The sequence below is a fragment of the Flavobacterium sp. genome, assembly GCF_035195345.1.
Lineage (GTDB): Bacteria > Bacteroidota > Bacteroidia > Flavobacteriales > Flavobacteriaceae > Flavobacterium.
The window spans coordinates 2,121,473-2,147,264 of sequence record NZ_CP136574.1; the positions used below are offsets into that span (position 1 = coordinate 2,121,473).

The 25,792-nt window shown below is 33.1% G+C and carries 16 protein-coding genes and 1 riboswitch; of the genes, 12 read left to right on the plus strand and 4 right to left on the minus strand.

From position 1 onward, the window contains the following. Positions 1-21: 21 nt before the first annotated feature. On the minus strand, positions 22-768 hold the full coding sequence (locus RSE15_RS10090) for an electron transfer flavoprotein subunit beta/FixA family protein (protein WP_324068194.1): 747 nt from the start codon (positions 766-768) through the stop codon (positions 22-24). A 263-nt stretch (positions 769-1,031) separates the two neighbouring features. Here RSE15_RS10090 and RSE15_RS10095 point away from each other — a divergent pair, with 263 nt between their 5' ends. The 8 genes from RSE15_RS10095 (at position 1,032) to RSE15_RS10130 (ending at position 14,491) form a co-directional block, all read left to right on the plus strand. Then, complete coding sequence (locus RSE15_RS10095; protein ID WP_324070451.1) at positions 1,032-2,018, plus strand: pyruvate dehydrogenase complex E1 component subunit beta; 987 nt, start codon at positions 1,032-1,034, stop codon at positions 2,016-2,018. A 60-nt stretch (positions 2,019-2,078) separates the two neighbouring features. After that, a complete protein-coding gene (locus RSE15_RS10100; RefSeq protein WP_324068196.1) occupies positions 2,079-4,562 on the plus strand; it encodes a DUF5686 and carboxypeptidase-like regulatory domain-containing protein in 2,484 nt (827 codons plus the stop codon). A gap of 82 nt (positions 4,563-4,644) precedes the next feature. Then, positions 4,645-5,175 (plus strand): inorganic diphosphatase, encoded by a 531-nt coding sequence (locus RSE15_RS10105; protein ID WP_324068198.1) that lies wholly within the window; start codon positions 4,645-4,647, stop codon positions 5,173-5,175. 110 nt (positions 5,176-5,285) lie between these two features. Further along, positions 5,286-7,868 carry a sodium-translocating pyrophosphatase gene (locus RSE15_RS10110; RefSeq protein WP_324068200.1) on the plus strand — a complete coding sequence of 861 codons (2,583 nt, stop codon included), beginning with the start codon at positions 5,286-5,288 and terminating at the stop codon, positions 7,866-7,868. 79 nt (positions 7,869-7,947) lie between these two features. Then, entirely contained in the window at positions 7,948-10,212 is a 2,265-nt protein-coding gene (locus tag RSE15_RS10115; RefSeq protein WP_324068202.1) for a glycoside hydrolase family 20 protein, read from the plus strand. Further along, positions 10,212-11,210, plus strand: coding sequence for an isoaspartyl peptidase/L-asparaginase (locus RSE15_RS10120; protein ID WP_324068205.1), 999 nt, complete (start codon positions 10,212-10,214; stop codon positions 11,208-11,210). The genes RSE15_RS10115 and RSE15_RS10120 overlap by 1 nt, the downstream gene beginning before the upstream one ends. 81 nt (positions 11,211-11,291) lie before the next feature. Beyond that, complete coding sequence (locus tag RSE15_RS10125; protein ID WP_324068207.1) at positions 11,292-11,972, plus strand: copper homeostasis protein CutC; 681 nt, start codon at positions 11,292-11,294, stop codon at positions 11,970-11,972. Positions 11,973-12,022: 50 nt separating this feature from the next. Then, complete coding sequence (locus RSE15_RS10130; RefSeq protein WP_324068208.1) at positions 12,023-14,491, plus strand: beta-mannosidase; 2,469 nt, start codon at positions 12,023-12,025, stop codon at positions 14,489-14,491. A 29-nt stretch (positions 14,492-14,520) separates the two neighbouring features. On the opposite strand, the gene RSE15_RS10135 is transcribed toward RSE15_RS10130, so the two are convergent. Beyond that, positions 14,521-15,135, minus strand: a complete 615-nt coding sequence (locus tag RSE15_RS10135; protein WP_324068210.1) for a deoxynucleoside kinase — start codon at positions 15,133-15,135, stop codon at positions 14,521-14,523. After that, positions 15,135-15,878 (minus strand): hypothetical protein, encoded by a 744-nt coding sequence (locus tag RSE15_RS10140; RefSeq protein WP_324068212.1) that lies wholly within the window; start codon positions 15,876-15,878, stop codon positions 15,135-15,137. Before RSE15_RS10140 ends, RSE15_RS10135 begins: the two co-directional genes overlap by 1 nt. Before the next feature lie 174 nt (positions 15,879-16,052). On the opposite strand from RSE15_RS10140, the gene RSE15_RS10145 reads away from it, so the two are divergent. Then, entirely contained in the window at positions 16,053-16,964 is a 912-nt protein-coding gene (locus RSE15_RS10145) for a GLPGLI family protein (RefSeq protein ID WP_324068213.1), read from the plus strand. A gap of 17 nt (positions 16,965-16,981) precedes the next feature. Next, positions 16,982-19,726: a carboxypeptidase regulatory-like domain-containing protein gene (locus tag RSE15_RS10150; protein WP_324068215.1), complete on the plus strand. Its 2,745-nt coding sequence runs from the start codon at positions 16,982-16,984 to the stop codon at positions 19,724-19,726. A 70-nt stretch (positions 19,727-19,796) separates the two neighbouring features. Here RSE15_RS10150 and metK read toward each other — a convergent pair whose 3' ends face one another. Beyond that, a complete protein-coding gene (metK, locus tag RSE15_RS10155; RefSeq protein ID WP_008254742.1) occupies positions 19,797-21,047 on the minus strand; it encodes a methionine adenosyltransferase in 1,251 nt (416 codons plus the stop codon). Positions 21,048-21,687: 640 nt separating this feature from the next. Then, positions 21,688-21,794, plus strand: a riboswitch (SAM riboswitch). Positions 21,795-21,891: 97 nt separating this feature from the next. On the opposite strand from metK, the gene RSE15_RS10160 reads away from it, so the two are divergent. Together RSE15_RS10160 and metH are read left to right on the plus strand one after the other, a co-directional pair. Next, positions 21,892-22,884 (plus strand): homocysteine S-methyltransferase family protein, encoded by a 993-nt coding sequence (locus tag RSE15_RS10160; RefSeq protein WP_324068219.1) that lies wholly within the window; start codon positions 21,892-21,894, stop codon positions 22,882-22,884. Between the two features lie 160 nt (positions 22,885-23,044). After that, on the plus strand, positions 23,045-25,720 hold the full coding sequence (gene metH, locus RSE15_RS10165; RefSeq protein ID WP_324068221.1) for a methionine synthase: 2,676 nt from the start codon (positions 23,045-23,047) through the stop codon (positions 25,718-25,720). Positions 25,721-25,792: the final 72 nt, after the last annotated feature.

The window sequence follows — 25,792 nt, forward strand, 5'->3', positions numbered from 1 at the left end:
CTTTAATTTAATGATTTGAAATTAGATAACTTTCGCTTCGTTGTGTAACAAACTGATTAATTCATCTAGATTATCAGCGCTTACTAATTTAACTGCTGATTTAGCAGCTGGTTTTTCAAATTTAACTGCTTTAGTTGCTGATACGTCTCCTGTTGGTTCTACTAAAGTTAAGGCTTTAGTTCTTGCCATCATGATACCTCTCATGTTTGGAATACGTAAATCTTTTTCTTCAACTAAACCTTTTTGACCACCAATGATTAATGGTAAGCTTGCAGAAACTGTTTCTTTACCACCGTCAATTTCTCTAGTTACTTTTGCTTCGTTTCCGTTTACATCGATTCCTACACAAGCGTTTACGAAATTGTAACCTAATAATCCAGCTACCATTCCTGGTACCATACCGCCATTATAATCTAATGATTCTTTTCCAGCAATTACTAAATCATAACCTCCGTTTTTAACTACTTCAGCTAATTGTTTGGCAACAAACATACCGTCTGTTGGATTTGCATTAATACGAATTGCTTCGTCAGCGCCAATTGCTAATGCTTTTCTTAATGTAGCTTCAGCGTCAGCGCCACCAACATTTACAACTGTAATTGTTGCTCCTTGTTGTTCCTTAAACCATACGGCTCTTGTTAAACCAAATTCGTCATTAGGATTAATTACAAATTGAACACCATTAGTATCAAACTCGCTGTCACCATTGACAAAATTAATCTTTGAAGTAGTATCAGGTACGTGACTGATGCAAACTAATATTTTCATTTTTATGTATTTTGTTAGTGAATATTTTCAGTTCCAAAAATACAAATTAATTTCTAAATAAAAACTATGCGCGCATAATAAATATGTATTTCTTAGATAAATTAGCTTTTTTTTGTGAATAGTTTAATTGCAAAGTCGTGTTTTGTGGTTTTGTTGAATATATTTAACGCTAAAACGTTTTAGTAGAAAGAAGTGCCATTTTTTTTTTAATCGATTAGTAATAATTATATTTTTCTTACTTTTGCCAATCATAATTCAAAGAAATTACTTTCATGAGAACGATACAATTTAGAGAAGCTATTTGTGAAGCGATGAGCGAAGAAATGCGTCGCGATGAATCAATATATTTAATGGGTGAAGAAGTAGCAGAATATAATGGAGCTTACAAGGCTTCAAAAGGGATGCTAGATGAATTTGGCCCTAAACGTGTAATTGATACACCTATTGCAGAGTTAGGATTTGCAGGAATTGCTGTAGGTTCGGCTATGAATGGGAATCGTCCTATTGTAGAATTCATGACGTTCAACTTCTCATTAGTAGGAATTGATCAAATTATCAATAACGCAGCAAAAATGCGTCAAATGTCTGCTGGACAATTTCCAATGCCTATGGTATTTAGAGGTCCAACAGCTTCTGCAGGGCAATTAGGAGCAACTCACTCTCAGGCTTTTGAAAACTGGTTTGCAAACACACCAGGGTTAAAAGTTGTAGTTCCTTCAACTGTTTATGATGCTAAAGGATTGTTGAAATCAGCTATTCGTGATAATGATCCAGTTATTTTCATGGAATCAGAGCAAATGTATGGTGATAAAGGTGAAGTGCCTGAAGGAGAATATACTATTCCATTAGGTGTTGCTGATATTAAAAGAGAAGGAACTGATGTAACAATTGTTTCTTTCGGTAAAATTATTAAAGAAGCTTTCTTGGCTGCTGATGAATTAGCAAAAGAAAATATTTCTTGTGAAATTATCGATTTAAGAACGGTTCGTCCTATGGATTACGACACGATTTTAAATTCAGTTAAAAAAACAAACAGATTAGTAGTATTAGAAGAAGCTTGGCCATTTGCTTCAGTTGCTTCTGAGATAACTTATATGGTGCAAGAAAAAGCATTTGATTACTTAGACGCTCCAGTTCAAAGAATTACAACTGCAGATACTCCGGCGCCGTATTCGCCAACTTTATTAAAAGAATGGTTGCCAAATGCACAAGATGTTATTAAAGCTGTAAAAAAAGTTTTGTATAAGTAACAATTAACTTATTATATTTGAAACTTCATCAGTGTTTTTCTGATGAAGTTTTTTTTTCCTATGAAGACAAAAATTGTATTATTATTTTTATTTGTAAGCTCAGTCCTTTTGGGGCAAACTAAAGTGGGTGGTAAAGTAACGGATGAGTTTAACGAACCCATTGCTTTCGCAAATGTTATTTTTAAAAACTCAAAAGAAGGAGTTATTACAGATGAAAATGGGAATTTCTATTTTGAGTCTAAAGAAAATTATTCTACACTAGTGGTTTCCTATGTAGGATTCGATAAGAAAGAAATTGCTCTAAAACCAGGATTAAATACGGGTTTAAAAATACAATTAAAGTCAGGAACAGAGCTTAAAGAAGTAGTAATTTATACAGGAAAAACTTCAAAGAAGAATAATCCAGCACTAGACATTTTACGTAAAATATGGGAACGTAGACGTAAGAATGGTCTTAAAATGTTCAAGCAATATGAATATGATAAGTATGAAAAAGTTGAATTTGACTTAAATACCATCGATTCTGCTTTCATGAATAGTAAAGTGTTTAAAGGAATGGAATTTATTTTTAATCAAATTGACACTTCAAATATTTCAGGAAAAACCTATTTACCTATTTTTATAAATGAAACCTTGAGCGAGGTATATGGTGATAATGAAGCTAAAAAGACAAAAGAAATTACTAAAGCCAATAAAAATTCCGGATTTGGCTCGGGAGATGGCGTAAATACCTTTATCAAAGATTTATATGCTGAATTTGATATTTACGATAATTATCTAAAGTTTTTTGATAAAGATTTCGTGAGTCCATTGTCTAGAACAGGAATTAATGTCTATAATTATGTGTTAAATGATAGTATGTTTATTGATAACAAATGGTGTTATAATATTGTATATTATCCTAGACGTAAAAACGAATTGACATTTAAAGGAGATTTTTGGGTAAATGACACCACTTTTGCAATTAAAAAAATCAATCTTGAAGCCAGTAAAAGCGCAAATATTAACTGGGTAAAAGAAATTTATATTGAACAAGAGTATGAAGTAATGAACGATTCTGTGTTCTTGCTAAAACGAGATTACATGATGTCTGATTTTAGTTTTTCTAAAAAGGAAGAATCAAAAGGAGTATATGGAAAAAGAACTACACTAGCAAAAAACCATAAATTTGATGTCAAAAAAGACGATAAATTCTATAAAGAAGAAGTCAATTTTTACGACAATGCCGTATTCAATAAGCCAGATGAATATTGGGAAGAAAACAGGTTTGAAGCATTAAATAAAAACGAAGCGGGTATTTATAAAATGTTAGACACTTTAAAAGAAGTGCCTCGATTTAAACGTATTTATAACTTAGCTTCAATTTTAGGAAGTGGTTATATTGAAATTCCTAAATGGAAAATGGATTACGGACCTATATTTTCAACTTTTGGGTTTAATGATGTTGAAGGGCAACGAATAAGAGCCGGAGGTAGAACATATTTTGGTTCTAATGATACTTGGCGTATTCAAGGCTACACCGCATATGGATTTAAAGATAATCAATTCAAATATGGGATTTCAGGACGATGGATGGTCAACCCAAATAAAAGAATAATTTTATCTGTTGGAAATCGTCGTGATGTTGAACAAATGGGAGTGAGTTTAACAACGTCTAACGATGTATTAGGCAGAAGTTTTGCATCATCGGCACTTTTTGCAAGTGGGGTAAATAACCAATTAACTTCTGTGAATCTTACTACTTTAGGATTTGAAATTGAGCTGGTAAAGAATTTTACTTTTCAAACGAATTTTACATATAGAACTTTAAAATCAGCATCAAGCGAATTTAGTTTAGATTATTATACCGATTTAACTCAAACAGTAATAAAAAGTGATGTAAAACAATCAGAAATTAATTTAGTTGCCGAGTATACTCCAAACCGAAAAACGGTGGGTTATGGTGTAGATCGTATGGACGTTGATTTTAATTATGCACGATTTTTTGTCAGTTATAGCAACGGAATAAAAGGGGTTTTAAATAGCGATTTTAATTATCAAAAGTTGCAATTGTATTACCGCCAGCCTGCATTAATTGGTGGTTTTGGTCGTTTGTTTACCACTTTCGAAACTGGAAAAATATTTGGCGAAGTACCGTTAGGTTTAATGGGGATAATTCCAGGAAATCAATCGTGGTTTGTCATTGAAAACACTTATAATTTATTAAATTACTACGATTTTGTGGCAGATGAATATGCGTCATTGCATTTTGAACATCATTTTAATGGAAGATTGTTCTCAAGGGTTCCACTCTTGCGAAAATTAAACTTACGCGAAATCATTGGAATTAAAGGTGTTTATGGTAGAGTTTCTGATGAAAATAGATTATTAAATGCTTCTGGTCTAACCTATACCGCACCTGAAGATGTTTATTGGGAGTATCATGCAGGAGTGGGAAATATCTTTAAAGTGTTACGAGTAGATTTTGCCTGGAGAGGAAGCTATTTGGAAATGCCAGATGCTCGAAAATTTGCTATTAGAGCTTCTTTTGGATTCTATTTCTAAAACCTATACTTTTTTTGCAAAACTCTTTTGTTTCTCATGTTTTATAATGGTAAATTTGCACCCGTTTAAAAAACATAAGTAAATGACAGCAGATAAAATTACTACATTTGATGTATTGATTGAGATTCCAAGAGGAAGTAGAAACAAATACGAATACGATTTTGAATTAAAAAGAATGCGTTTTGACAGAATGTTATTTTCGTCAATGATGTATCCAGCAGATTACGGATTTATTCCAGAAACTTTAGCATTAGATGGGGATCCATTAGATGTTTTAGTCTTAATTAATGAGCCAACTTTTCCCGGCTGCGTTATGGAAGTAAAACCAATTGGTGTTTTCCACATGGCAGATGATAAAGGACCAGATGAAAAGGTGATTTGCGTACCAGTTTCTGATCCAATTTGGAATAAATTAAACGATTTAAGTGATGTAAATCCTCACTTAATTAAAGAAATCGAGCACTTCTTTCAAGTCTATAAAGATTTGGAAAACAAAAAAGTTGATGTAGAAGGTTGGGGAGATGTAAATGAAGCAAAAGAAATTTTAATGAAATGTACAAAACGTTTTGAAGAAATAGAAAACAAACCAGAAGGATTATTTAGCATTAAATAAATTTCTAATTATCAATTAAAAAAGGCAATATTTTCTATGAATATTGCCTTTTTTGTTTATTTTTGTTAAAATTAGAATATAATTAACAAACAAAACCAAATAAACTTTTTATGGAATCAATGATGATTTATGTGCCAATAGTTATGGCAGTTATTGGCTTACTATTTATGTGGGCTAAACGAGCATGGGTATTAAAACAAGATGCCGGAGATGGTAAAATGAAAGAAATTTCAGATTACATCTACGAAGGTGCTTTAGCTTTCTTAAAAGCAGAATATAGATTATTAACATTTTTTGTAATTGGCGCAAGTATTGTCTTAGCCGCCGTTTCTCAAGTTGTTGAAACAACAAGTATTTTAATTGTAGTAGCTTTTATCTTTGGAGCTATTTTTTCTGCATTAGCAGGTAATATGGGGATGAAAATCGCCACAAAAACAAATGTAAGAACTACGCAAGCAGCTCGAACTAGCTTACCTCAAGCATTAAAAGTTTCTTTTGGTGGAGGTACCGTAATGGGATTGGGCGTTGCAGGATTAGCTGTTCTAGGATTAACAGGTTTCTTTATTTTCTTTTATAATTATTTTATGGGTGGTGTTTGGACTTCAACAGACCAAATGACTATCGTTTTAGAAACATTAGCGGGATTCTCTTTAGGTGCTGAATCTATTGCATTATTTGCTCGTGTAGGGGGAGGTATTTATACAAAAGCAGCCGATGTAGGTGCTGACTTAGTAGGAAAAGTAGAAGCTGGAATTCCAGAAGACGATCCACGTAATCCTGCTACAATTGCAGATAACGTAGGTGATAACGTTGGAGACGTTGCAGGTATGGGTGCCGATTTATTCGGTTCTTATGTAGCAACTGTTTTAGCAGCAATGGTATTAGGAAATTATGTAATTAAAGATATGGGTGGTAAAATTGAAGATGCTTTCGGTGGAATCGGACCAATTTTATTACCAATGGCAATCGCAGGTTTTGGAATTTTATTTTCTATCATTGGAACAATGTTAGTTAAAATTTCAAGCGATGATGCAAAAGAAGCACAAGTTCAAAAAGCATTAAACATCGGAAACTGGGTTTCAATTGCATTAACGGCTATTTCATGTTTTTTCTTAGTAAAATACATGCTTCCTGAAGTAATGTCAATGGAATTCTTTGGCGAAGGACTTCAAGAAATTTCAGCTATGCGTGTGTTTTATGCAACATTAATTGGGTTATTTGTTGGTGGAGCAATTTCATCAGTAACTGAATATTATACAGGATTAGGTACAAAACCAGTTTTGGCAATCGTACAAAAATCATCAACTGGAGCTGGAACTAACGTAATTGCTGGTTTAGCAACAGGTATGATTTCTACTTTCCCAACAGTGATTTTATTTGCTGCGGCAATTTGGTCAACTTATGCTTTAGCAGGTTTTTATGGAGTAGCTTTAGCTGCATCTGCAATGATGGCTACAACAGCTATGCAATTAGCAATTGACGCTTTCGGACCAATTTCTGATAACGCTGGTGGAATCGCTGAAATGAGCGAATTACCAAAAGAAGTTCGTACAAGAACAGATATTTTAGATTCAGTAGGTAACACAACCGCTGCAACTGGAAAAGGTTTTGCAATCGCTTCTGCTGCATTAACTTCGTTAGCATTATTCGCAGCTTATGTAACTTTCACTGGAATTGATGGTATTAATATTTTCAAAGCTCCAGTATTAGCAATGTTATTTGTTGGAGGAATGATTCCTGTAGTGTTCTCTGCATTAGCAATGAATTCAGTAGGAAAAGCAGCAATGGATATGGTGTACGAAGTACGTCGTCAGTTCAAAGAGATTCCAGGAATTATGGAAGGTACAGGTAAACCAGAATATGGTAAATGCGTTGAAATTTCTACAAAAGCAGCTTTACGCGAAATGATGTTACCAGGTATTTTAACCATTGGTTTCCCAATAGCAATTGTATTATTAGGTAAATTAGTTTATGCAGATAATAATCAATTAATCGCTGAAATGTTAGGTGGTTATATGGCTGGAGTTACTGTTTCAGGTGTACTTTGGGCTGTGTTCCAAAACAACGCTGGTGGTGCTTGGGATAATGCTAAAAAATCTTTCGAAGCAGGTGTTGAAATTAATGGAGAAATGACTTTCAAAGGTTCTGATGCACACAAAGCTGCTGTAACTGGAGATACTGTTGGGGATCCATTTAAAGATACTTCTGGACCATCAATGAATATCTTAATCAAATTAACTTGTTTAATTGGATTAGTAATTGCTCCAATCTTAGGAGGTCACGGTGCAACAACTGAAAAAGGTGCATGTTGTTCTGGAGATAAAAAAGAAATGGTTTGTACAGAAGGAAAATGTGATTTATCTGAATGTGCTACTATGACAAAAGATGAATGTGCAAAAATGTGTGAAGCAAACGGATGTTCTGACGAATGTAAAGAAAAATGCATGTCACAATACGATGAAAATGGAAAATACATCGGTGATGCAGCTCACGTTCACGGACCTAATTGCAACCACGATGACCATCAAGAAATTATTAATATAGAAGTTAAAAAAGTAAAAGATGCTGATGGAAAAGTGAAAGCAACGGTTACTTTAACCAAAAAAGTAGATGGTAAAGAAGTTAAAGAAGAAAAAGTTTTTGAAGGAGACGATTTAGAAGTAGATGCAAAAATTGCTGAACTAGAAAAATAATCTTTTTCAATAGAAATAATGAAAACCGCACAGCAATGTGCGGTTTTTTTATTTAATTTTAGCCAAACAAACATAACGAATGAAAAATTTATTTTATTTTCTTCTTTTTACATTTGGTTGGACTTTTGGGCAACAAACAATCTCAATTATTCCAAAACCTGAATTTTTAAAAATTAAAAATAACTATTTCAAACTATCAAAAAATACAGAGATTGAGTCGAATGAAATGGATAGTTTTGAAATTCAATATTTACAAAATTCTATTCTAAATCAAACAGGGCTAAAATTACATTCCAAAAGTAAGTCACAAGCAACATCTAAGATTATTTTAAATTTAAGATACATTGATACAATCTCTACAAGAGTTAAAAGTCAATATGAAATTAAAATAGATGAAACTCAAATCGAAATAAACGCAAATAGTTCAGAAGGAATTTTTTATGCTATTCAAAGTCTTTTACAAATAATACCTGCAGAAAAAAATCAAATTATTAAAATTCCTTGCCTGCAACTTCAAGATTATGCAAAATTCCAATGGCGCGGCATGCATTTAGATGTTTCTCGTCATTTCTTTCCAAAAGATTTTATCAAAAAATACATTGATTATTTAGCAATGTATAAAATGAATACCTTTCATTGGCATTTGACAGATGACCAAGGTTGGCGCATCGAAATCAAAAAATATCCAAAATTAACCGAAGTTGGTGCCTGGCGAAATAACTCCATGATTGGGCATTACACCGACCAAACTTTCGACGATATTCGCTATGGCGGATTTTATACCCAAAAAGAAATCAAAGAAATTGTAGCTTACGCCAAAGAACGCCACATCACCATTGTTCCAGAAATTGAAATGCCTGGTCATGCTTTAGCAGCTTTAGCTTCTTATCCTGAATTTTCTTGTACAGGCGGACCTTTTGAAGTGGGAAAAACTTGGGGCGTTTTAGAAGATGTTTTTTGCCCTAAAGACGAAACCTTTACGTTTTTAGAAAATATTTTGACAGAAGTAATTGAGTTATTTCCTTCCGAATACATTCATATTGGTGGTGATGAATCTCCAAAAGTACGCTGGAAAAGCTGTCCACATTGTCAAAAAAGAATCAAAGAGGAACGTCTAAAAGACGAACATGAATTACAAAGTTATTTCATCCAAAGAATCGAAAAATTTATTAATAGTAAAGGTCGAAAAATAATCGGTTGGGACGAAATTCTCGAAGGTGGATTAGCTCCTAACGCAGCCGTTATGAGTTGGCGCGGCACAGAAGGTGGAATTGCAGCAGCCAAACAAAAACATTTCGTAGTCATGTCACCAGGTTCACATTGTTATTTTGATCATTATCAAGGCGAACCCAAAAACGAACCGATTGCTTTTGGAGGTTATACAAACGTAGAAAAAGTGTATTCTTTTAATCCAATTCCAAAGGAACTTTCAGTAGAAGAATCGAAATATATTCTAGGAGCTCAAGCCAATCTTTGGACAGAATATATCAATACACCAAAACATGTTGAATATATGGTTTTCCCAAGAATAGCTGCACTTTCAGAAGTATTATGGGGAACGTCCAATCCAAAAGAATACAAAGAATTCGAAAAAAGATTGATTTCACATTTTGAAATCTATGATAAAAAAGGAATCAATTATAGCAAAGCCATTTTTGAAGTAACTTCCAAAGTACAACCTGCTGAAAACGGTGTGGCTTTCGAATTAAAATCAGTAAATCCAAACGGAATTAAATTTACTACTGATGGTTCGGAACCCAATGCTAATTCGATGTCTTATGAAAAACCAATTTTAGTAACTTCAAATCAAACCATAAAAGCGGCTTACTTCGAGAATGGTAAAGCTAAAAGTGCCAACATCGAACAACCATTTTTCATCACAAAATCAACGGGTAAAAAGATAGAATTGATATATCAACCACACGAAAATTATGGAATTGGTGGCTCTTTTACTTTAGTCGATGGCATGAAAGGAAATACTTCTAAATTTGGAAGAGATTGGTTAGGCTTTTGGGGAAAAGACATGAATGCTACCATCGATTTAGGGAAATCAGAAACGATTTCAAAAATCAGCATAAACACACTTTCGTCAGTAGGAAGTTGGATTTATTATCCAAAAAGCATCGAAATTTTAGTTTCAAAAGATGATGAAAATTATATTCCAATCACAATTGTTTCTTCTAAAGAAATTTTTGAAAATAAAGGAAAAATCGTAGTTAAATTCGATAAACAAAATGTTCAATTTATAAAAGTCATAGCAGAAAACAACGGAATCATTGCAGAAGGAAAACCCGGTGCAGGTTCCAACAGTTGGTTATTTGTAGATGAAATAAGTGTAGAATAATGACAAACAGAAGAAATTTTTTAAAAACAACCGCTTTAGCAACTGCTGGAGTGGCGTTTCAGGCTTTCAATCGAAAATCTGAGGAAACTGAAATCGATATCAATTCAGGAAAAACTAACAAACCCATTGTACTTTCTACATGGAATTTTGGTTTACAAGCCAATGAAGCCGCTTGGGAAGTGCTTAAAAATAAAGGTCGCGCTTTAGATGCCGTGGAAGCAGGAGTGAAAATTCCAGAAGGCGATCCAAATGAGAGAAGTGTAGGTTACGGCGGTCGCCCTGATAGAGATGGTCGCGTAACCTTAGATGCTTGTATTATGGACGAATTTTCAAATATTGGTTCGGTAGCTTGTTTGGAACACATCAAACATCCTATTTCCGTAGCAAGAATGGTGATGGAAAAAACGCCTCATGTGATGTTGGTTGGCGAAGGTGCTTTGCAGTTTGCCATCACACAAGGATTCAAAAAAGAGAATTTGTTAGTAGAAGCTTCCGAAAAAGAATGGAAGGAATGGCTAAAAACCAGTGAATATTTACCAAAAGCAAATATTGAAAACCACGACACTATAGGAATGATTGCTTTAGACTCGCAAGGCAATTTATCAGGAGCATGTACTACAAGTGGTATGGCATTTAAAATGCACGGACGAGTAGGAGATTCCCCAATTATTGGTGCTGGTTTATATGTAGATAACGAAATTGGAGCCGCAACAGCAACAGGTCACGGAGAAGAAGTAATCCGAATTACAGGTTGTCATTTGGTAGTTGAATTAATGCGTCAAGGAAAATCGCCACAAAAGGCTTGTGAAGAAGCGGTGATGCGAATTGTAAAACTGACGCAAAATCGAGGAAAAAATCTAAAAGGCATTCAAGTTGGTTTCATCGCTTTGAATAAAAAAGGAGAATATGGTTCTTATTGCGTGCAAGGTGGTTTCAATTATGCCGTTCACGATGCAACAGGAAATAAATTAATCGATGCGAATTACTTTTTGAAATAATTTTTCGCCACAGATTAAAGGATTTTAAGGATTATTTAATCCGTGAGAATTTGTGTAATCCGTGGCTAATATTCATGACTTATGTTCCAAAATAAAAAAATAGAAATCGCTTGTTTTAACCTTGAATCTGCTCTAATAGCACAAAATGCTGGAGCAGATAGAGTGGAATTATGTGCTGATATGTTGGTTGGTGGAACTACTCCAACAATTGAAAGAATAAAGCAAGCTCGCGAACATTTGAATATCGATTTATATGTAATGATTCGTTCAAGAGGAGGAAATTTCGTTTACTCAGAAGCAGAATTTGAACAAATGAAATCGGAAATCGAAACCATCAAAAAACTTGGAGTCAACGGATTTGTTTTTGGGATTTTGAAGGATGATAATACGATTAATATCGAACAAAATAAAGCCTTAGTTGAATTAGCGAAACCATTTCCTTGCACATTTCACAGAGCATTTGATGAGGTTTCAGATATAAAAAAAGCTTTAGAAGATGTTATTTCATGTCGATTTTCAACGATTTTAACTTCTGGAACTTTTCCAAACGTCATGGAAGGAAAAGAAGTTTTGAAACGATTAGTCAATCAAGCCAATAATCGCATCGAAATTATGCCTGGTGGTGGATTGCGTTCAATCAATATTTCAGCATTAGACGAAATGGTAAATGCCAATTGGTATCATTCATCCGCTATTACAGATGGAAGCGAAATTGCTAGTTCAGAGGAAATAATACAACTAAAGAATAAAATCCAATATTAAATGAACTTCTTTGATTTGACACTTTCACTCTCAAAACTTATATGACTAATATGTTTAAAAAAATAACATTATTTCTAATTTTCTTCTGCTATTCCGTTTTTGGACAAACTTCCTATCGCAATTTGTCAACTGAAAAATGGACATTCAACAAGCAAAACGAAGCAAAAAAACACAAGGCAACCATTCCTGGAACCGTTCACACCGATTTATTTCAAAACCAATTAATTCCTGATCCGTTTTTTGGAGCTAATGAAAAGCAATTGCAATGGATTGAAAATGAAAATTGGGAATATGAAACACATTTTATACTATCAGAATCGGAACTAAAAAATCCATATATCGATTTGGAATTTGAGGGTTTGGACACTTATGCATCGGTTTATTTGAATGGAGAACTAGTTTTAGAAGCGGATAATATGTTCCGAAAATGGATCATTTCTTCTAAATCACATTTGAAAATTGGAACCAATCATTTAAAAGTTGTGTTTCATTCGGCGGTTCAAAAAGGAAAAGAGGAAGCTTCAAAGTTATCTTATATCTTACCTGAAAAAGAACGTGTTTTTGTTCGAAAAGCGCAATATCAATTCGGTTGGGATTGGGGACCTCGTTTCGTTACGGCAGGAATTTGGAAGAAAGTGCAATTGAAATTTTGGAATTCGGCTAAAATTGAGAATATAAAATACAGCCAAATAGAACTGAATGACAAAAAAGCGATTTTAGAATTCACAACCGAAATTTATGTCGCTGAAGTAAAAACAATTCAGGTAAAAATCAATGAAAAATCGGAAAATTTCAATCTTAAAAAAGGAAAGAATAAAATCAAAATGCAATATGAAATTGCGAATCCAAAATTGTGGTGGTGTAACGGATTAGGGGATGCGAATTTGTATCCTTTTACTATTGAAATTAGTCAGAAAAAGCAGTTTTTGGATTCGAAAAAACTGAATATTGGCTTGCGAACTATCGAATTAATTCAGGAAAAAGACCAAGTTGGAAAAAGTTTTTACTTTAAATTAAACGGAAAATCGGTTTTTATGAAAGGGGCTAATGTGGTTCCACCTGATAATTTTTTACCTCGAGTTTCTGATGCTACTTATTTTTCTTTAGTTGAAAATGCCAAAAAAGCGAATATGAATATGTTGCGTGTTTGGGGCGGCGGCGTTTATTTTGATGATGCGTTTTATGAGGCTTGCGATGCCAACGGAATTTTAGTTTGGCAAGATTTTATGTTTGCTTGTTCGATGTATCCGGGCGATGAAAAATTTGTTGAAAATGTAAAACAAGAAGTAATTGATAACGTAAATCGCTTGCAAAATCATTCAAGTATTGCCATTTGGTGCGGTAATAATGAAAATGATGAAGGTTGGCACAATTGGGGTTGGCAAAAACAATTCAACTATTCCAAATCGGATTCGACTCAAATTTGGAACGATTACAAAAAAGTATTTCATGAAATGATTCCAAAGACTTTAGACAGTTTACTTCCGAAAGAAAAAAATATTTATTGGTCGTCTTCGCCATCGATTGGTTGGGGAAGGAAAGAAAGTTTGCTGCAAGGCGATTCGCACTATTGGGGCGTTTGGTGGGGAAAAGAACCGTTTGAAATTTATGAGAAAAAAGTAGGACGTTTTATGAGTGAATATGGTTTTCAAGGCATGCCAAATTTAGAAACCTTGCAAAAAGTAATGCGTAAAGAAGATTTGAATTTTACTTCCGAAGCTTTCAAAAACCATCAAAAACATCCAACAGGTTTTGAAACCATCAACGAATACATGGAGCGCTATTATGTAGTGCCAAAAGATTTTGAAAACTATCTATATGTTTCGCAATTGTTACAAGCTCGTGGAATGAAAATCGCTATTGAAGCTCACCGCATGGCAAAACCTTATTGTATGGGTACTTTGTATTGGCAATTTAACGATTGTTGGCCAGTTACATCATGGAGTTCGTTGGATTATTATGGAAATTGGAAAGCGGCTCATTACCAAGTCAAAGAAAGTTTTGCGCCTATTTTTTTAACAGTATCAGAAAAAACAGATGGACTTTCAATTATTGGATTTAATGATAACTTGGAAGTAAAAGCTGGTATAGTTACGGTAAAATTAATTGATTTTTCTGGGAAAGAACTTTGGACTGCTTCTAAAGAATGTGTTTTAGATGTTGAAAAAAACACAACCTGTATGCAGATTTCTTATGCAGAATTACCAAAATTTGTAAAAGAAAAAACAGTATTACAGATTGAATTTAGTGGTAATCATAAAAATACAGTAGCATATCATTATTTTGTAAAACCAAAAGAATTACAACTAGAACAACCAACTATTGAAGTGAAAATTGTGGGTGAAACACTTATTGAAGTTAAAACAAATACTTTTGCTAAAAATGTGTATTTGCAGGCAGATGGTCATTTTTTTAATGATAACTATTTTGATTTGATTCCTGGAATTCCTAAAATAATTAAAACCGATCGACCAACTGATAACATTAAAGTGAAATCGTTGTTTGATACAATGAAATAAAAAACGCCTCAATGAGGCGTTTTATTTATCTAAAATAATCCGTTTAATTCGGCATCAATTCTATTAATGATGGTTCCTAAATCTTCTGGATTGTTTACAAAATCAATATTATCTACATCAATAATGACTAATTTTCCTTTATCATACGTTTGAATCCATGCTTCGTATCTTTCGTTCAAACGACTTAAATAATCAATTGAAATTGAGTTTTCGTAATCTCTTCCTCTTTTGTGAATTTGGCTTACTAAATTTGGAATCGAGCTTCTTAAATAAATCAATAAGTCTGGCGAACCCACTAAACTTTCCATCAATTCGAAAAGCGAAGTGTAATTATTAAAATCTCTATTTGACATCAATCCCATGGCATGAAGATTAGGTGCAAAAATATGTGCATCTTCATAAATGGTTCGGTCTTGAATAATGTTTTTACCACTTTCGCGTATTTGCAATACTTGACGAAAACGACTGTTTAAGAAATAAATTTGAAGGTTAAAACTCCAACGCTCCATTTGGTGGTAAAAATCATCCAAATACGGATTATCTACAACATCTTCAAAATGGGGTTCCCATTTAAAATGTTTGGCTAATAATCGAGTTAATGTCGTTTTTCCTGCTCCAATGTTTCCTGCTACTGCTATGTGCATTATGGTAAAATTATTTTGTAATTAGTAATTTCATTTTGGGTAAAAATAGACAAAATTCCATCTCTAAAGAAAAATTTTGAAATGATTTTTTCATCAATTGCAATTTTACTACTTCTGTTCAATTTTAAATCATAATAATATAATTCTTGTTCAGATTGAAAAATATAATTACCGTTTTTTGTCAATTGTACAGCATCAAATTTTTTTAGTAATCCATATTTTTCAATCGTTCCATAAATAGAAATGCGATACTGATTCAAGTTAGTGTCAATCCAATAAAAATGAGTGTAATCAGATTCGTAATATAAAATCGGATTTTCAAGCATAGTAGAAATCCATTTAAAAGCATCGGAATTTACATTGTACAATCCAATTTTTGACGAAATGCTATCATAAATCCAAATTTGATTTTGAGATGACAATGCAACGGCTTCAATGGTAACTGGAATAGCTTTTAAATTGAAATCTATTTTTTTGATTTCGTTTAACTGATTGTCTAAAAGTACAACCGAATTAAAATTTTTATAAAAAATCAAAATTTGTAATGGATTTTGGAAGTCTACTCGATAAATTTTTCCTAATCCTAAATTATTGTATTGATACTTTGTTGATGAACTGTTTTTGATTAAAATATTATTTCTAACGCTGAAGTAATTCAGTTGGTTGTCAAAGCCTAAAAAAGCATCACCTTCTATTTTTACCGTTTCTAATTTTGTGGCAGAAATAATTCCCTGACTACTCACTGTTAGACAATGAAAAATTAAAAGGGTTATGAACAAGAGTTTTTTATTAGACATTCGTTAAACTATTTCAATAAATTAGGGTCTAATATACTACTAAAAACAAAATAGTTGTTAAATTTTGTAACAAAACACACGATTAGTAGTCTATATATACACACGTAATATCTGTAAAGAATGAAAAAATTTATTATTGCATCGGTTTTTATGGTTTCTGGGCTTGTAAATGCACAGAATTTTCAAGGAATGGCTGTTTACGAATCTAAAACTAGTACTGCCGATTTTATGAAAGGCATGAGTGGGAATAGAGATATGACTCCTGAAATGCAAAAACAAATAGAAGAACGTATGAAAAAAATGTTTGAGAGAACATTTGTTTTAAACTTTGATAAATCAGCTTCAATATACAAAGAAGAAGAAAAACTAGATGCTCCTGGTGGACAACAAGGTGGTGGAAGAATGATGATGTCTATGATGGGCGGTGGTGGAACGCATTATAAAAATGCAAAAACCAAACAATTCATTGTGGATAAAGAATTTTTTGGAAAGGAATTTTTAATTAAAGATTCATTACCAAATTATGAATGGGTTTTAGGAAGCGAATCTAAACAAATTGGTGATTATTTTTGTTTTAAAGCAACGGCTGTTGTTAAAGTAAGTGAGTCTGATTTTAGAAATTTTAGATTTAGAAACAATAACAACGCTAAAGATGGCGATAAAAAAGCGGAAACAGTTAAAGATACAGCGAAAGCTAAGAAAACAAATTTTACAGATGATTGGGAAATGCCAAAAGAAAATACAATTACAGCATGGTATTGTCCAGAAATTCCAGTAAATCAAGGGCCAGAAAATTATTGGGGGTTACCAGGTTTGATTTTAGAAGTTAATGATGGTAAAACAGTAATTTTATGTTCAAAATTAGTATTGAATTCTAAAGATAAAGTAGAAATAAAACCTGCTTCTAAAGGAAAAGAAGTAACCCAAAAAGAATACGACGAAATTGTTAAAAAGAAAATGGAAGAAATGCGTGAAATGAATTCAGGTCCAGGCGGTCAAAGAGGTGGATTTAGAATGGGTGGTGGACGTTAATTTTCTAATAAAATCATATGAAAAAAATATTCTTATTATTGATGATGGCACTTGTTTCGAGTGCCTTTTCTCAAAATATTCGTTTCGAAGGAACTGTTAAAGATACAACAGGAGTTGGTTTAGAAATGGCCAATATTATGGCGATTAACAAGCAAACCAAAGCAATGGATGCTTATGCTATTACTAATGAAACGGGAAAATTCACACTAAACCTTAAGCCTAGCACAGACTATACGCTTAAGGTAAGTTATATAGGGTTTCAAACTTTTGAAAAAGCCGTTACTACTGGAACTACTAACATGAATTTTCCTGTAGTTTTAAAAGAAGGAACTCAATTAAATGAAGTAGAAATTGTACACGAAATGCCAGTGAGTGTTTCGGGAGATACCATTATTTACAATTCCGATTCTTTTACAAATGGAACTGAACGAAAGTTGGAAGATGTTCTTAAAAAACTCCCAGGTGTTGAAGTAAATAAAGACGGGGAAATTGAAGTGGAAGGTAAAAAAGTCCAGAAAGTAATGGTGGAAGGAAAAGATTTCTTCGATGGCGATACCAAATTAGCTACTAAAAACATTCCGGCGGATGCGTTAGATAAAATCCAAGTTTTACGAAATTATAATGAAGTTTCTAATTTAAAAGGATTAGAAAATAACGAGGAAAGCATTGCAATAAACATCAAACTAAAAGAAGGGAAAAAGAACTTCTGGTTTGGGGATATGACAGCCGGAATTGGAGTAGGAATGGAAGATACCCGATTTATTGTCAATCCGAAATTGTTTTTCTATAGTCCAAAATACAGTTTAAATGTAATTGCTAATGTGAATAATATTGGGGAATTACCATTAACGGCTCAAGATTATTTCAAGTTTACTGGAGGTTTCAAAAATATGATGCGTAAAGGAGGTTCTTCTTTCAATGTGGCATCTAACGATTTAGGAATTATGGGACTTCGTAACAATCAAGCAGCAAATATTGAATCTACATTTGGAGCAGCAAATTTTAGTTTCAATCCTTCAAAAGCATGGACTTTGAGTGGTTTTGGAATTTTATTAGGAAACAAGACAGAAATTGAAAACAGAACAATTTCTAATCGTATAGATAATTTGCCTGATGGTTCAACCGAAACTATTTCTGAAACAAGGGAAGATTACACGAAACAAGACAGTAAGCAAGTTTTACTAAAGTTAAGTTCTAGTTATATTCCTTCTGAAAAAGCCCATTTTGATTATGATGCCTTGGTGAAATTTTCTGATCAAAAAGAAAATACGAATGTTTTTTCTAGTTTGTTGTCTGATATTTATACAGGAAAAGAACAAAATCCTTTTTCAATCAATCAGAATTTAAATTATTATTACACTTTAAATGATAAGCATGTTTTTGCATTTGAAATGCAACATTTATATCAAAATGAAGATCCATTCTACAATGCTAATTTAGAAACTTTACCTTTTGCGCCTTTATTAACAGGTTATATAAATGAAGGAATTGGAATTAGAGATGATATCACTCAAAATCGTTTTGTGCAAACTAATAAAGTAGATTCAAAGTTTGATTATTATTATATGTTGACGCCAAAAAGCAATATCAATTTAACATTAGGAAATACGTATTCATATCAAAATTTTGATTCTTCTATTTTTCAAATTTTAGACAATGGTAATCAAAATAATTTAACAGATCCAACTGTTGTTAACAATGTGGATTATGCTTTTAATGATGTGTTTTTAGGAGTTCATTATAAATTCATGACCGGTAATTTTACTTTTAATCCCGGATTTAGTGTGCATCAGTATAATATGAATGATGAGCAACTTGGAACATCAAACAAGCAATCATTCAATAAGGTTTTACCTGATATTTATGCGTTGTGGCAAATAAAAAAATCTGAAACTTTAACGTATAATTATTCGTTAACCAACAATTTTACCGATATTAATAAATTGGCCCAAGGTTATGTGTTTTCAAGTTATAACAGTTTGTTTAGTGGGAATAGATTCTTAGAAAATTCAACTTCTCAAGTACATTCGTTGCGTTATTTTAAATATAATATGTTCAATTTTGAGAATATTTCTGCTTATATAAGATATTCAAGAGAATTAGAAACAATTAAAAATAGAGCTTTGTTGTTTGGTGTAAACCAAATTTCATCATCAGAAAACATGAATTCTAATTTTCCAGATGAAACTTTTTCAGCTAGTGGAAATTATGGTCGTTCGTTTGCAAGGTATTATAAAGCAAATTTTAGAGCAGGATTTAACTGGTCTAAATCGAATAATATTCGTGTTTATCCAGATGGAGATGCGAATCCAAATAATAATCCAACAGAACTACAAACCATTGAATCGTATTCTCAGAGTTATAATTTAAGTTTTTCTACTAATTATAAAACGTTGCCTAACTTAACATTGGGTTATAATTTTTCAATTAACGATAACTTTTCGGATGTTATTTACATAGATAGCCCAACGGTTACGTTAGAATATTTCTTTCTTGATGCCTTTTCATTCGTTTCGGAATATTCTTATTTTCACAATAGAAACAAAGCAAAAACTATTGATAGTGAATATGATTTCTTAACGGCAAGTTTATTGTATCAAAAGAAAGGTAGTAAATGGGAATGGAAACTTTCGGGAACAAACTTATTAGATACAAAATCTTTAGATACAAATAGTTTTAGTCAATTAGGTGGAACAAGTAGTTTTTCGAGTTACAGAGTGCAACCTCGATATGTAATTTTAAGTTTAAAATATACATTGTAGTTCTTTCGAGTATAGAGATAAAAAAACCATTCGTTAATGCGAATGGTTTTTTTATTAAAGAAAGGATTTCTTATATTTTAAAAGCAGCTTTTACTTGATCAACAAAATCTAATTTTTCCCAAGTAAATAATTCAACAGAAACAGTTTTTGTTAAACCACCTGGAGCAGAAAACGTTTTGGTTACAGTTTCTGGGGTTCTTCCCATGTGTCCGTAAGCAGCAGTTTCGCTGTAGATTGGATTTCTTAATTTCAAACGTTGTTCAATAAAGTACGGACGCATATCAAAAATGCTTTCTACTACTTTGCTGATTTCCCCGTCAGTTAAATTTACTTTTGCAGTTCCGTAAGTGTTTACGTTGATTGATGTTGGCTCAGCAACTCCAATCGCATAAGAAACTTGTACTAAAATTTCATCTGCTACACCAGCTGCAACTAAGTTTTTAGCAATATGACGTGTAGCATAAGCCGCAGAACGGTCTACTTTAGATGGGTCTTTTCCTGAGAATGCACCACCACCGTGAGCTCCTTTTCCACCGTAAGTATCAACGATAATTTTTCTACCTGTTAAACCAGTGTCGCCGTGAGGTCCTCCAATTACGAATTTTCCTGTTGGGTTAATGTGGTATTTAATAGCATCATTAAATAAATGAGCATATTGAGGATTTTTAGCAATTACTCTTGGAATCAAAATCTCAATAATGTCTTTTTTGATTTTTGCTAACATCGTTGGTTCATCAGCAAAATCATCGTGTTGAGTTGAAACTACAATAGCATCAATACGAACCGGTTTATTATCATCAGAATATTCTAAAGTAACTTGCGATTTAGCGTCTGGACGTAAGTAAGTGATTTCGTTGTTTTCTCTTCTTAAATCAGCTAAATCTTGTAATAATTGATGAGATAGTTTTAATGCTAACGGCATGAACTCTGCAGTTTCATTGGTAGCGTAACCAAACATCATTCCTTGGTCACCAGCGCCTTGCTCTTCTTTGCTTGCTCTGTCAACACCTTGGTTAATATCGGCAGATTGTTCGTGAATTGCTGATAAAACACCACAAGAATTTGCTTCAAACATGTATTCGCTTTTTGTGTAACCAATTTTTTTGATTACATCTCTTGCGATAGTTTGTACATCTAAGTAAGTGTTTGATTTTACTTCTCCAGCTAAAATCACCTGACCTGTAGTAACCAATGTTTCACAAGCTACTTTTGACTCAGGGTCAAATGCTAAAAAGTTATCAATTAATGCGTCTGAAATTTGATCCGCAACTTTGTCAGGATGTCCTTCACTCACTGATTCTGACGTAAATAAATAAGCCATAATTAAATTTATTATAAATTAAGCGAGAAAAAAACGAAGATTGCAAATTGCGTAAAGGAGTAAGGAATACTGCTTTAGCATTTTTTTAATGAGGTTGCAATCAGTTCAAATTTTTCCTCTTTGTTTTTGTTTGCAAATGTATGAAATGAAATTGAATTACAAATGATTGTTGCCTTTTTTTATTTTATTCATTTTGGAAATACAATTAAATGGGGTTTTAAATAAATTTTGGTTAGGAATTTGTTTTATGTAAAATGAATTTATCAAATAAAACAAATAAGTTTTGTGATAAATAAGAAAATCAATTCTTTTTGTCACTATTTTAAAATGCCCTACATCTTTTAACAAAGTAGTGCTTATAAATTCAGTCTAAGATAACAAAGTTCTACTTTTTTTAATCAGTTATTTGAAGTGCGGTTAAGTTGTTGTTTGTGTTTTTTTAATTAGTTAATGATGTAATTAACGACTTGAAACAAGCGTTAGAATAAAAGTTTTTAAATTATTTTATAGATTTATATTCTGTTTAAAAGTGTTAATTAGGAATATAAATCTATAAATAATATTTTTTTAATTAAATTTTAGAAAATATTTCATTATTTCAATTTTGTCACTACATTTGCAATGTTCATAAACATAGAGTTTGTTATCACGAAAGCTGGAGGGAATAGACCCATTGAAAGCTTAGCAACCCTACTCTTGTAGAAGGTGCTACATTCTATTCCGATATTTATCGGAAAAAGATAACCTTAGGAAATTCTTTCCAATTTCTTGATAACATATTAATAAATTAAAGCATTGCGAACCTTGCGAAATATCTTTGCGAGCTTTTCGGTTAAAAGATAATATGTCAAAAATTCAAGAAGAAATCAAAAAACGAATTCTCGTACTCGATGGAGCCATGGGAACGATGTTGCAACGTTATAAATTCGAAGAAGAAGATTTCAGAGGCGAGCGCTTCAAAGATTTTCCGCATCCATTAAAAGGAAACAACGATTTGCTTTCCATTACCCAACCAGAAGCTGTAAAATCAGTACATCGTGCTTATTTTGAAGCAGGTGCTGATATTGTAGAAACCAATACTTTTTCGGGAACAACTATTGGAATGGCAGATTATTATTTAGAAGACTTAGTTTACGAACTTAATTTTCAATCAGCAAAAATCGCTCGTGAAGTGGCAGATGAATTCACAGATAAGCCAAGATTTGTAGCAGGTTCCATAGGTCCAACCAACAGAACGGCATCTATGTCACCTGATGTAAATGACCCAGGATTCCGTGCGGTGAGTTTTGACGATTTAAAAATCGCTTACAAACAACAAGTTGAAGCTTTAATTGATGGTGGTTGCGATTTACTTTTGGTAGAAACAATTTTCGATACGCTCAATGCAAAAGCGGCTTTGTTTGCAATTGAAGAAGTAAAAGAAGAACGCAATATCGATATTCCAGTGATGGTTTCAGGTACTATTACCGATGCTTCTGGAAGAACATTATCGGGACAAACAGTGGAAGCTTTTTTGATTTCGATTTCACATATTCCATTGTTAAGTGTTGGGTTTAATTGCGCTTTAGGGGCTGACCAATTGAAACCGTATTTAAAAGCATTGGGAAATAATACCTCGTTGAATATTTCAGCACATCCAAATGCTGGTTTACCAAATGCATTTGGACAATATGACCAAACGCCTGAAGAAATGCAACAATTAATTCGGGAATATTTACAGGAAAATTTAGTAAATATTATAGGTGGCTGTTGCGGAACAACGCCAGAACACATCAAATTAATTGCTGAGGTTGCAAAAGAATTTAAACCTAGGAAGCAACAATTGAAATCCGTTTAATCGGTGAAATCCGTGGCAAAAAATATTACAATGAAAAACAGAACAATAAAAATAAATTTCGAATCATTTTTAAATTCACAACGATGTTGGGTTTGCCAGTATGTTAGTGATAGTAAAGTCTTTTGGGAGTCTGTTGCAAAACATTATAAAAGAATAAGTAATGAGTTATAATTCCGATAAATATTTAAAATTATCAGGTTTAGAACCTTTGATTGTAACTCCAGAAACCAATTTTGTTAATGTTGGAGAACGAACAAATGTTACAGGTTCTAGAAAATTTCTTCGTTTAATAAAAGAAGAAAAATATGATGAAGCCTTAGATATCGCGCGCACTCAAGTAGAAGGTGGTGCACAAATCATCGATGTCAACATGGATGAAGGAATGTTAGATGGCGTTTATGCTATGACAAAATTCCTTAATCTAATCGCAGCCGAACCCGATATTGCAAGAGTTCCTGTTATGATTGATTCTTCAAAATGGGAAATTATAGAAGCGGGTTTGAAAGTCATTCAAGGAAAAGGTGTGGTAAACTCCATTTCTTTAAAAGAAGGAGAAGCTACTTTCATTCATAATGCCAAATTAATTAAACGATACGGAGCAGCTGTAATTGTTATGGCTTTTGATGAAAAGGGTCAAGCCGATACTTACGAAAGACGTATCGAAATCTGTAAAAGAAGTTATGATATTTTGGTTGACCAAGTTGGTTTTCCTGCTGAAGATATCATTTTCGACCCTAATATTTTTCCAGTTGCAACCGGAATGGAAGAGCATAAATTAAATGCATTAGATTTCTTCCGAGCAACCAAATGGATTCGCGAAAATCTTCCGTATGCAAATATTTCTGGTGGTGTGAGTAACGTGTCTTTTTCTTTCCGTGGAAACGATAAAGTGCGTGAGGCGATGCATTCTGCCTTCTTGTATCATGCCATCCAAAACGGAATGACGATGGGAATTGTGAATCCTGAAATGTTAGAGATTTATGATGAAATTGACAAGGTTTTACTTGAACATGTTGAAGATGTTTTATTAAATAGAAGAGAAGATGCCACAGAACGTATGCTAGATTTAGCCGAAAGTTTCAAAGGCGATGTAAAATCGAATGAAAAAGCTATTGCTGAATGGAGAAATGGTTCTGTTCAAGAGCGATTAACACATTCATTGGTAAAAGGAATCGACGAATTTATTGAAATTGATATTGAAGAAGCGCGTCAGTTGGCCAAAAAACCAATTGAAGTTATCGAAATCAATCTGATGGCGGGAATGAATGTGGTGGGTGATTTGTTCGGAAGCGGAAAAATGTTCTTGCCGCAAGTAGTAAAATCAGCTCGTGTGATGAAAAAAGCGGTGGCTTATTTGCTTCCTTATATTGAAGCTTCAAAAGATGGTTCTACTTCTTCAAGTGCTGGAAAAGTGTTGATGGCGACTGTAAAAGGCGATGTGCATGATATTGGAAAAAACATAGTTTCAGTAGTTTTAGCCTGTAATAATTTCGAAATTATTGATTTAGGCGTAATGGTTCCGCCTGAAAAAATTATTGAAACGGCTATTAGGGAAAATGTAGATATTATCGGTTTGAGTGGTTTGATTACGCCTTCGCTGGACGAAATGGTGTATTTGGCCAAAGAAATGGATAAGTTGAATATCAAAATTCCAGTAATGATTGGTGGTGCGACAACTTCTCGTGCGCATACTGCTGTAAAAATTGCTCCAGAATATAAAGAAACCGTGGTTCATGTGAACGATGCTTCTCGTGCGGTAACGGTTGCAACGAATTTATTACAACCTGATACTAAAGTTACTTATGCAAAATCACTTCGTGAAGAATATGATACACTTCGTGAAGGTTATTTGAATAGAAGTCGAGAGAAAAATTTCTTATCGATTGAAGAAGCGCGTAAAAATAAATTCAAAATCGATTGGAATACGTTTGAACCTGTCAAGCCAAATTTCATAGGAACAAAAACAATTGAAGTTGAACTTTCAGAATTAGTAGATTTCATCGATTGGACACCCTTTTTTCAATCATGGGAATTGTATGGAAAATATCCTGCGATTTTAACCGATGAAATTGTAGGTGAACAAGCGACGAATTTGTTTGAAGATGCACAAAAAATGCTTGCTCAAATTGTTTTAGAAAAATGGTTCACGGCAAAAGGAATTTTAGGAATTTTTCTAGCGAATACAATAAATGATGATGATATCGAAGTAAATCTTCCAGCTTCCAGCTTCCAACTTCTGACTTTAAGACAACAATCACAAAAAACAGTTGGAGCTCCAAATATCGCATTGGCGGATTTTATTGCTCCAAAAGAAATTGGCAAACAAGATTACATTGGATGTTTCTGTGTTTCAACCGGTTTTGGAGTAGATGAAAAAGCTTCGGAATTCGAAAAGCAATTAGATGATTACAATTCCATTTTAGTTAAAGCTTTAGGCGATAGATTAGCCGAAGCTTTTGCAGAATATTTACACTTAAAAGTACGTAAAGAAATTTGGGGTTACGCTTCTGATGAGGTTTTGTCAAATGATGCATTAATCAAAGAACAATACAAAGGAATTCGTCCTGCGCCGGGTTATCCAGCTTGTCCTGACCATTTGGAAAAACCAACGATTTGGAAATTATTAAATGTGGAGCAAGAAATTGGAGTAAAGTTAACTGAAAGCATGGCAATGTGGCCTGCGTCATCGGTTTCAGGGTATTATTTTGCAAATCCAGAAAGTAAATATTTTGGTTTAGGAAAAATTAAAAAAGACCAATTAGAAGATTACGCCAAAAGAAGAAATACTAGTGTAGAATTAGCCGAAAAATGGCTGTCACCTAATTTAGTAGATTAATTTGGTTTCGGGTTACGAGTTTCGGGTTCAAAGTTAACTCGCAACTCGCAACTCGCAACTCGCAAATTTAAA

Bases quoted from the DNA above. Each gene is read 5' to 3' on its own strand.
- RSE15_RS10100 (WP_324068196.1), top strand. From the start codon at position 2,079: ATGAAGACAAAAATTGTATTATTATTTTTATTTGTAAGCTCAGTCCTT.
- RSE15_RS10130 (WP_324068208.1), top strand. From the start codon at position 12,023: ATGTTTAAAAAAATAACATTATTTCTAATTTTCTTCTGCTATTCCGTT.
- RSE15_RS10150 (WP_324068215.1), top strand. From the start codon at position 16,982: ATGAAAAAAATATTCTTATTATTGATGATGGCACTTGTTTCGAGTGCC.
- RSE15_RS10135 (WP_324068210.1), bottom strand. From the start codon at position 15,135: ATGCACATAGCAGTAGCAGGAAACATTGGAGCAGGAAAAACGACATTA.
- RSE15_RS10160 (WP_324068219.1), top strand. From the start codon at position 21,892: ATGTCAAAAATTCAAGAAGAAATCAAAAAACGAATTCTCGTACTCGAT.
- RSE15_RS10115 (WP_324068202.1), top strand. From the start codon at position 7,948: ATGAAAAATTTATTTTATTTTCTTCTTTTTACATTTGGTTGGACTTTT.
- metH (WP_324068221.1), top strand. From the start codon at position 23,045: ATGAGTTATAATTCCGATAAATATTTAAAATTATCAGGTTTAGAACCT.
- RSE15_RS10125 (WP_324068207.1), top strand. From the start codon at position 11,292: ATGTTCCAAAATAAAAAAATAGAAATCGCTTGTTTTAACCTTGAATCT.
- RSE15_RS10090 (WP_324068194.1), bottom strand. From the start codon at position 768: ATGAAAATATTAGTTTGCATCAGTCACGTACCTGATACTACTTCAAAG.
- RSE15_RS10120 (WP_324068205.1), top strand. From the start codon at position 10,212: ATGACAAACAGAAGAAATTTTTTAAAAACAACCGCTTTAGCAACTGCT.
- RSE15_RS10145 (WP_324068213.1), top strand. From the start codon at position 16,053: ATGAAAAAATTTATTATTGCATCGGTTTTTATGGTTTCTGGGCTTGTA.
- metK (WP_008254742.1), bottom strand. From the start codon at position 21,047: ATGGCTTATTTATTTACGTCAGAATCAGTGAGTGAAGGACATCCTGAC.
- RSE15_RS10105 (WP_324068198.1), top strand. From the start codon at position 4,645: ATGACAGCAGATAAAATTACTACATTTGATGTATTGATTGAGATTCCA.
- RSE15_RS10110 (WP_324068200.1), top strand. From the start codon at position 5,286: ATGGAATCAATGATGATTTATGTGCCAATAGTTATGGCAGTTATTGGC.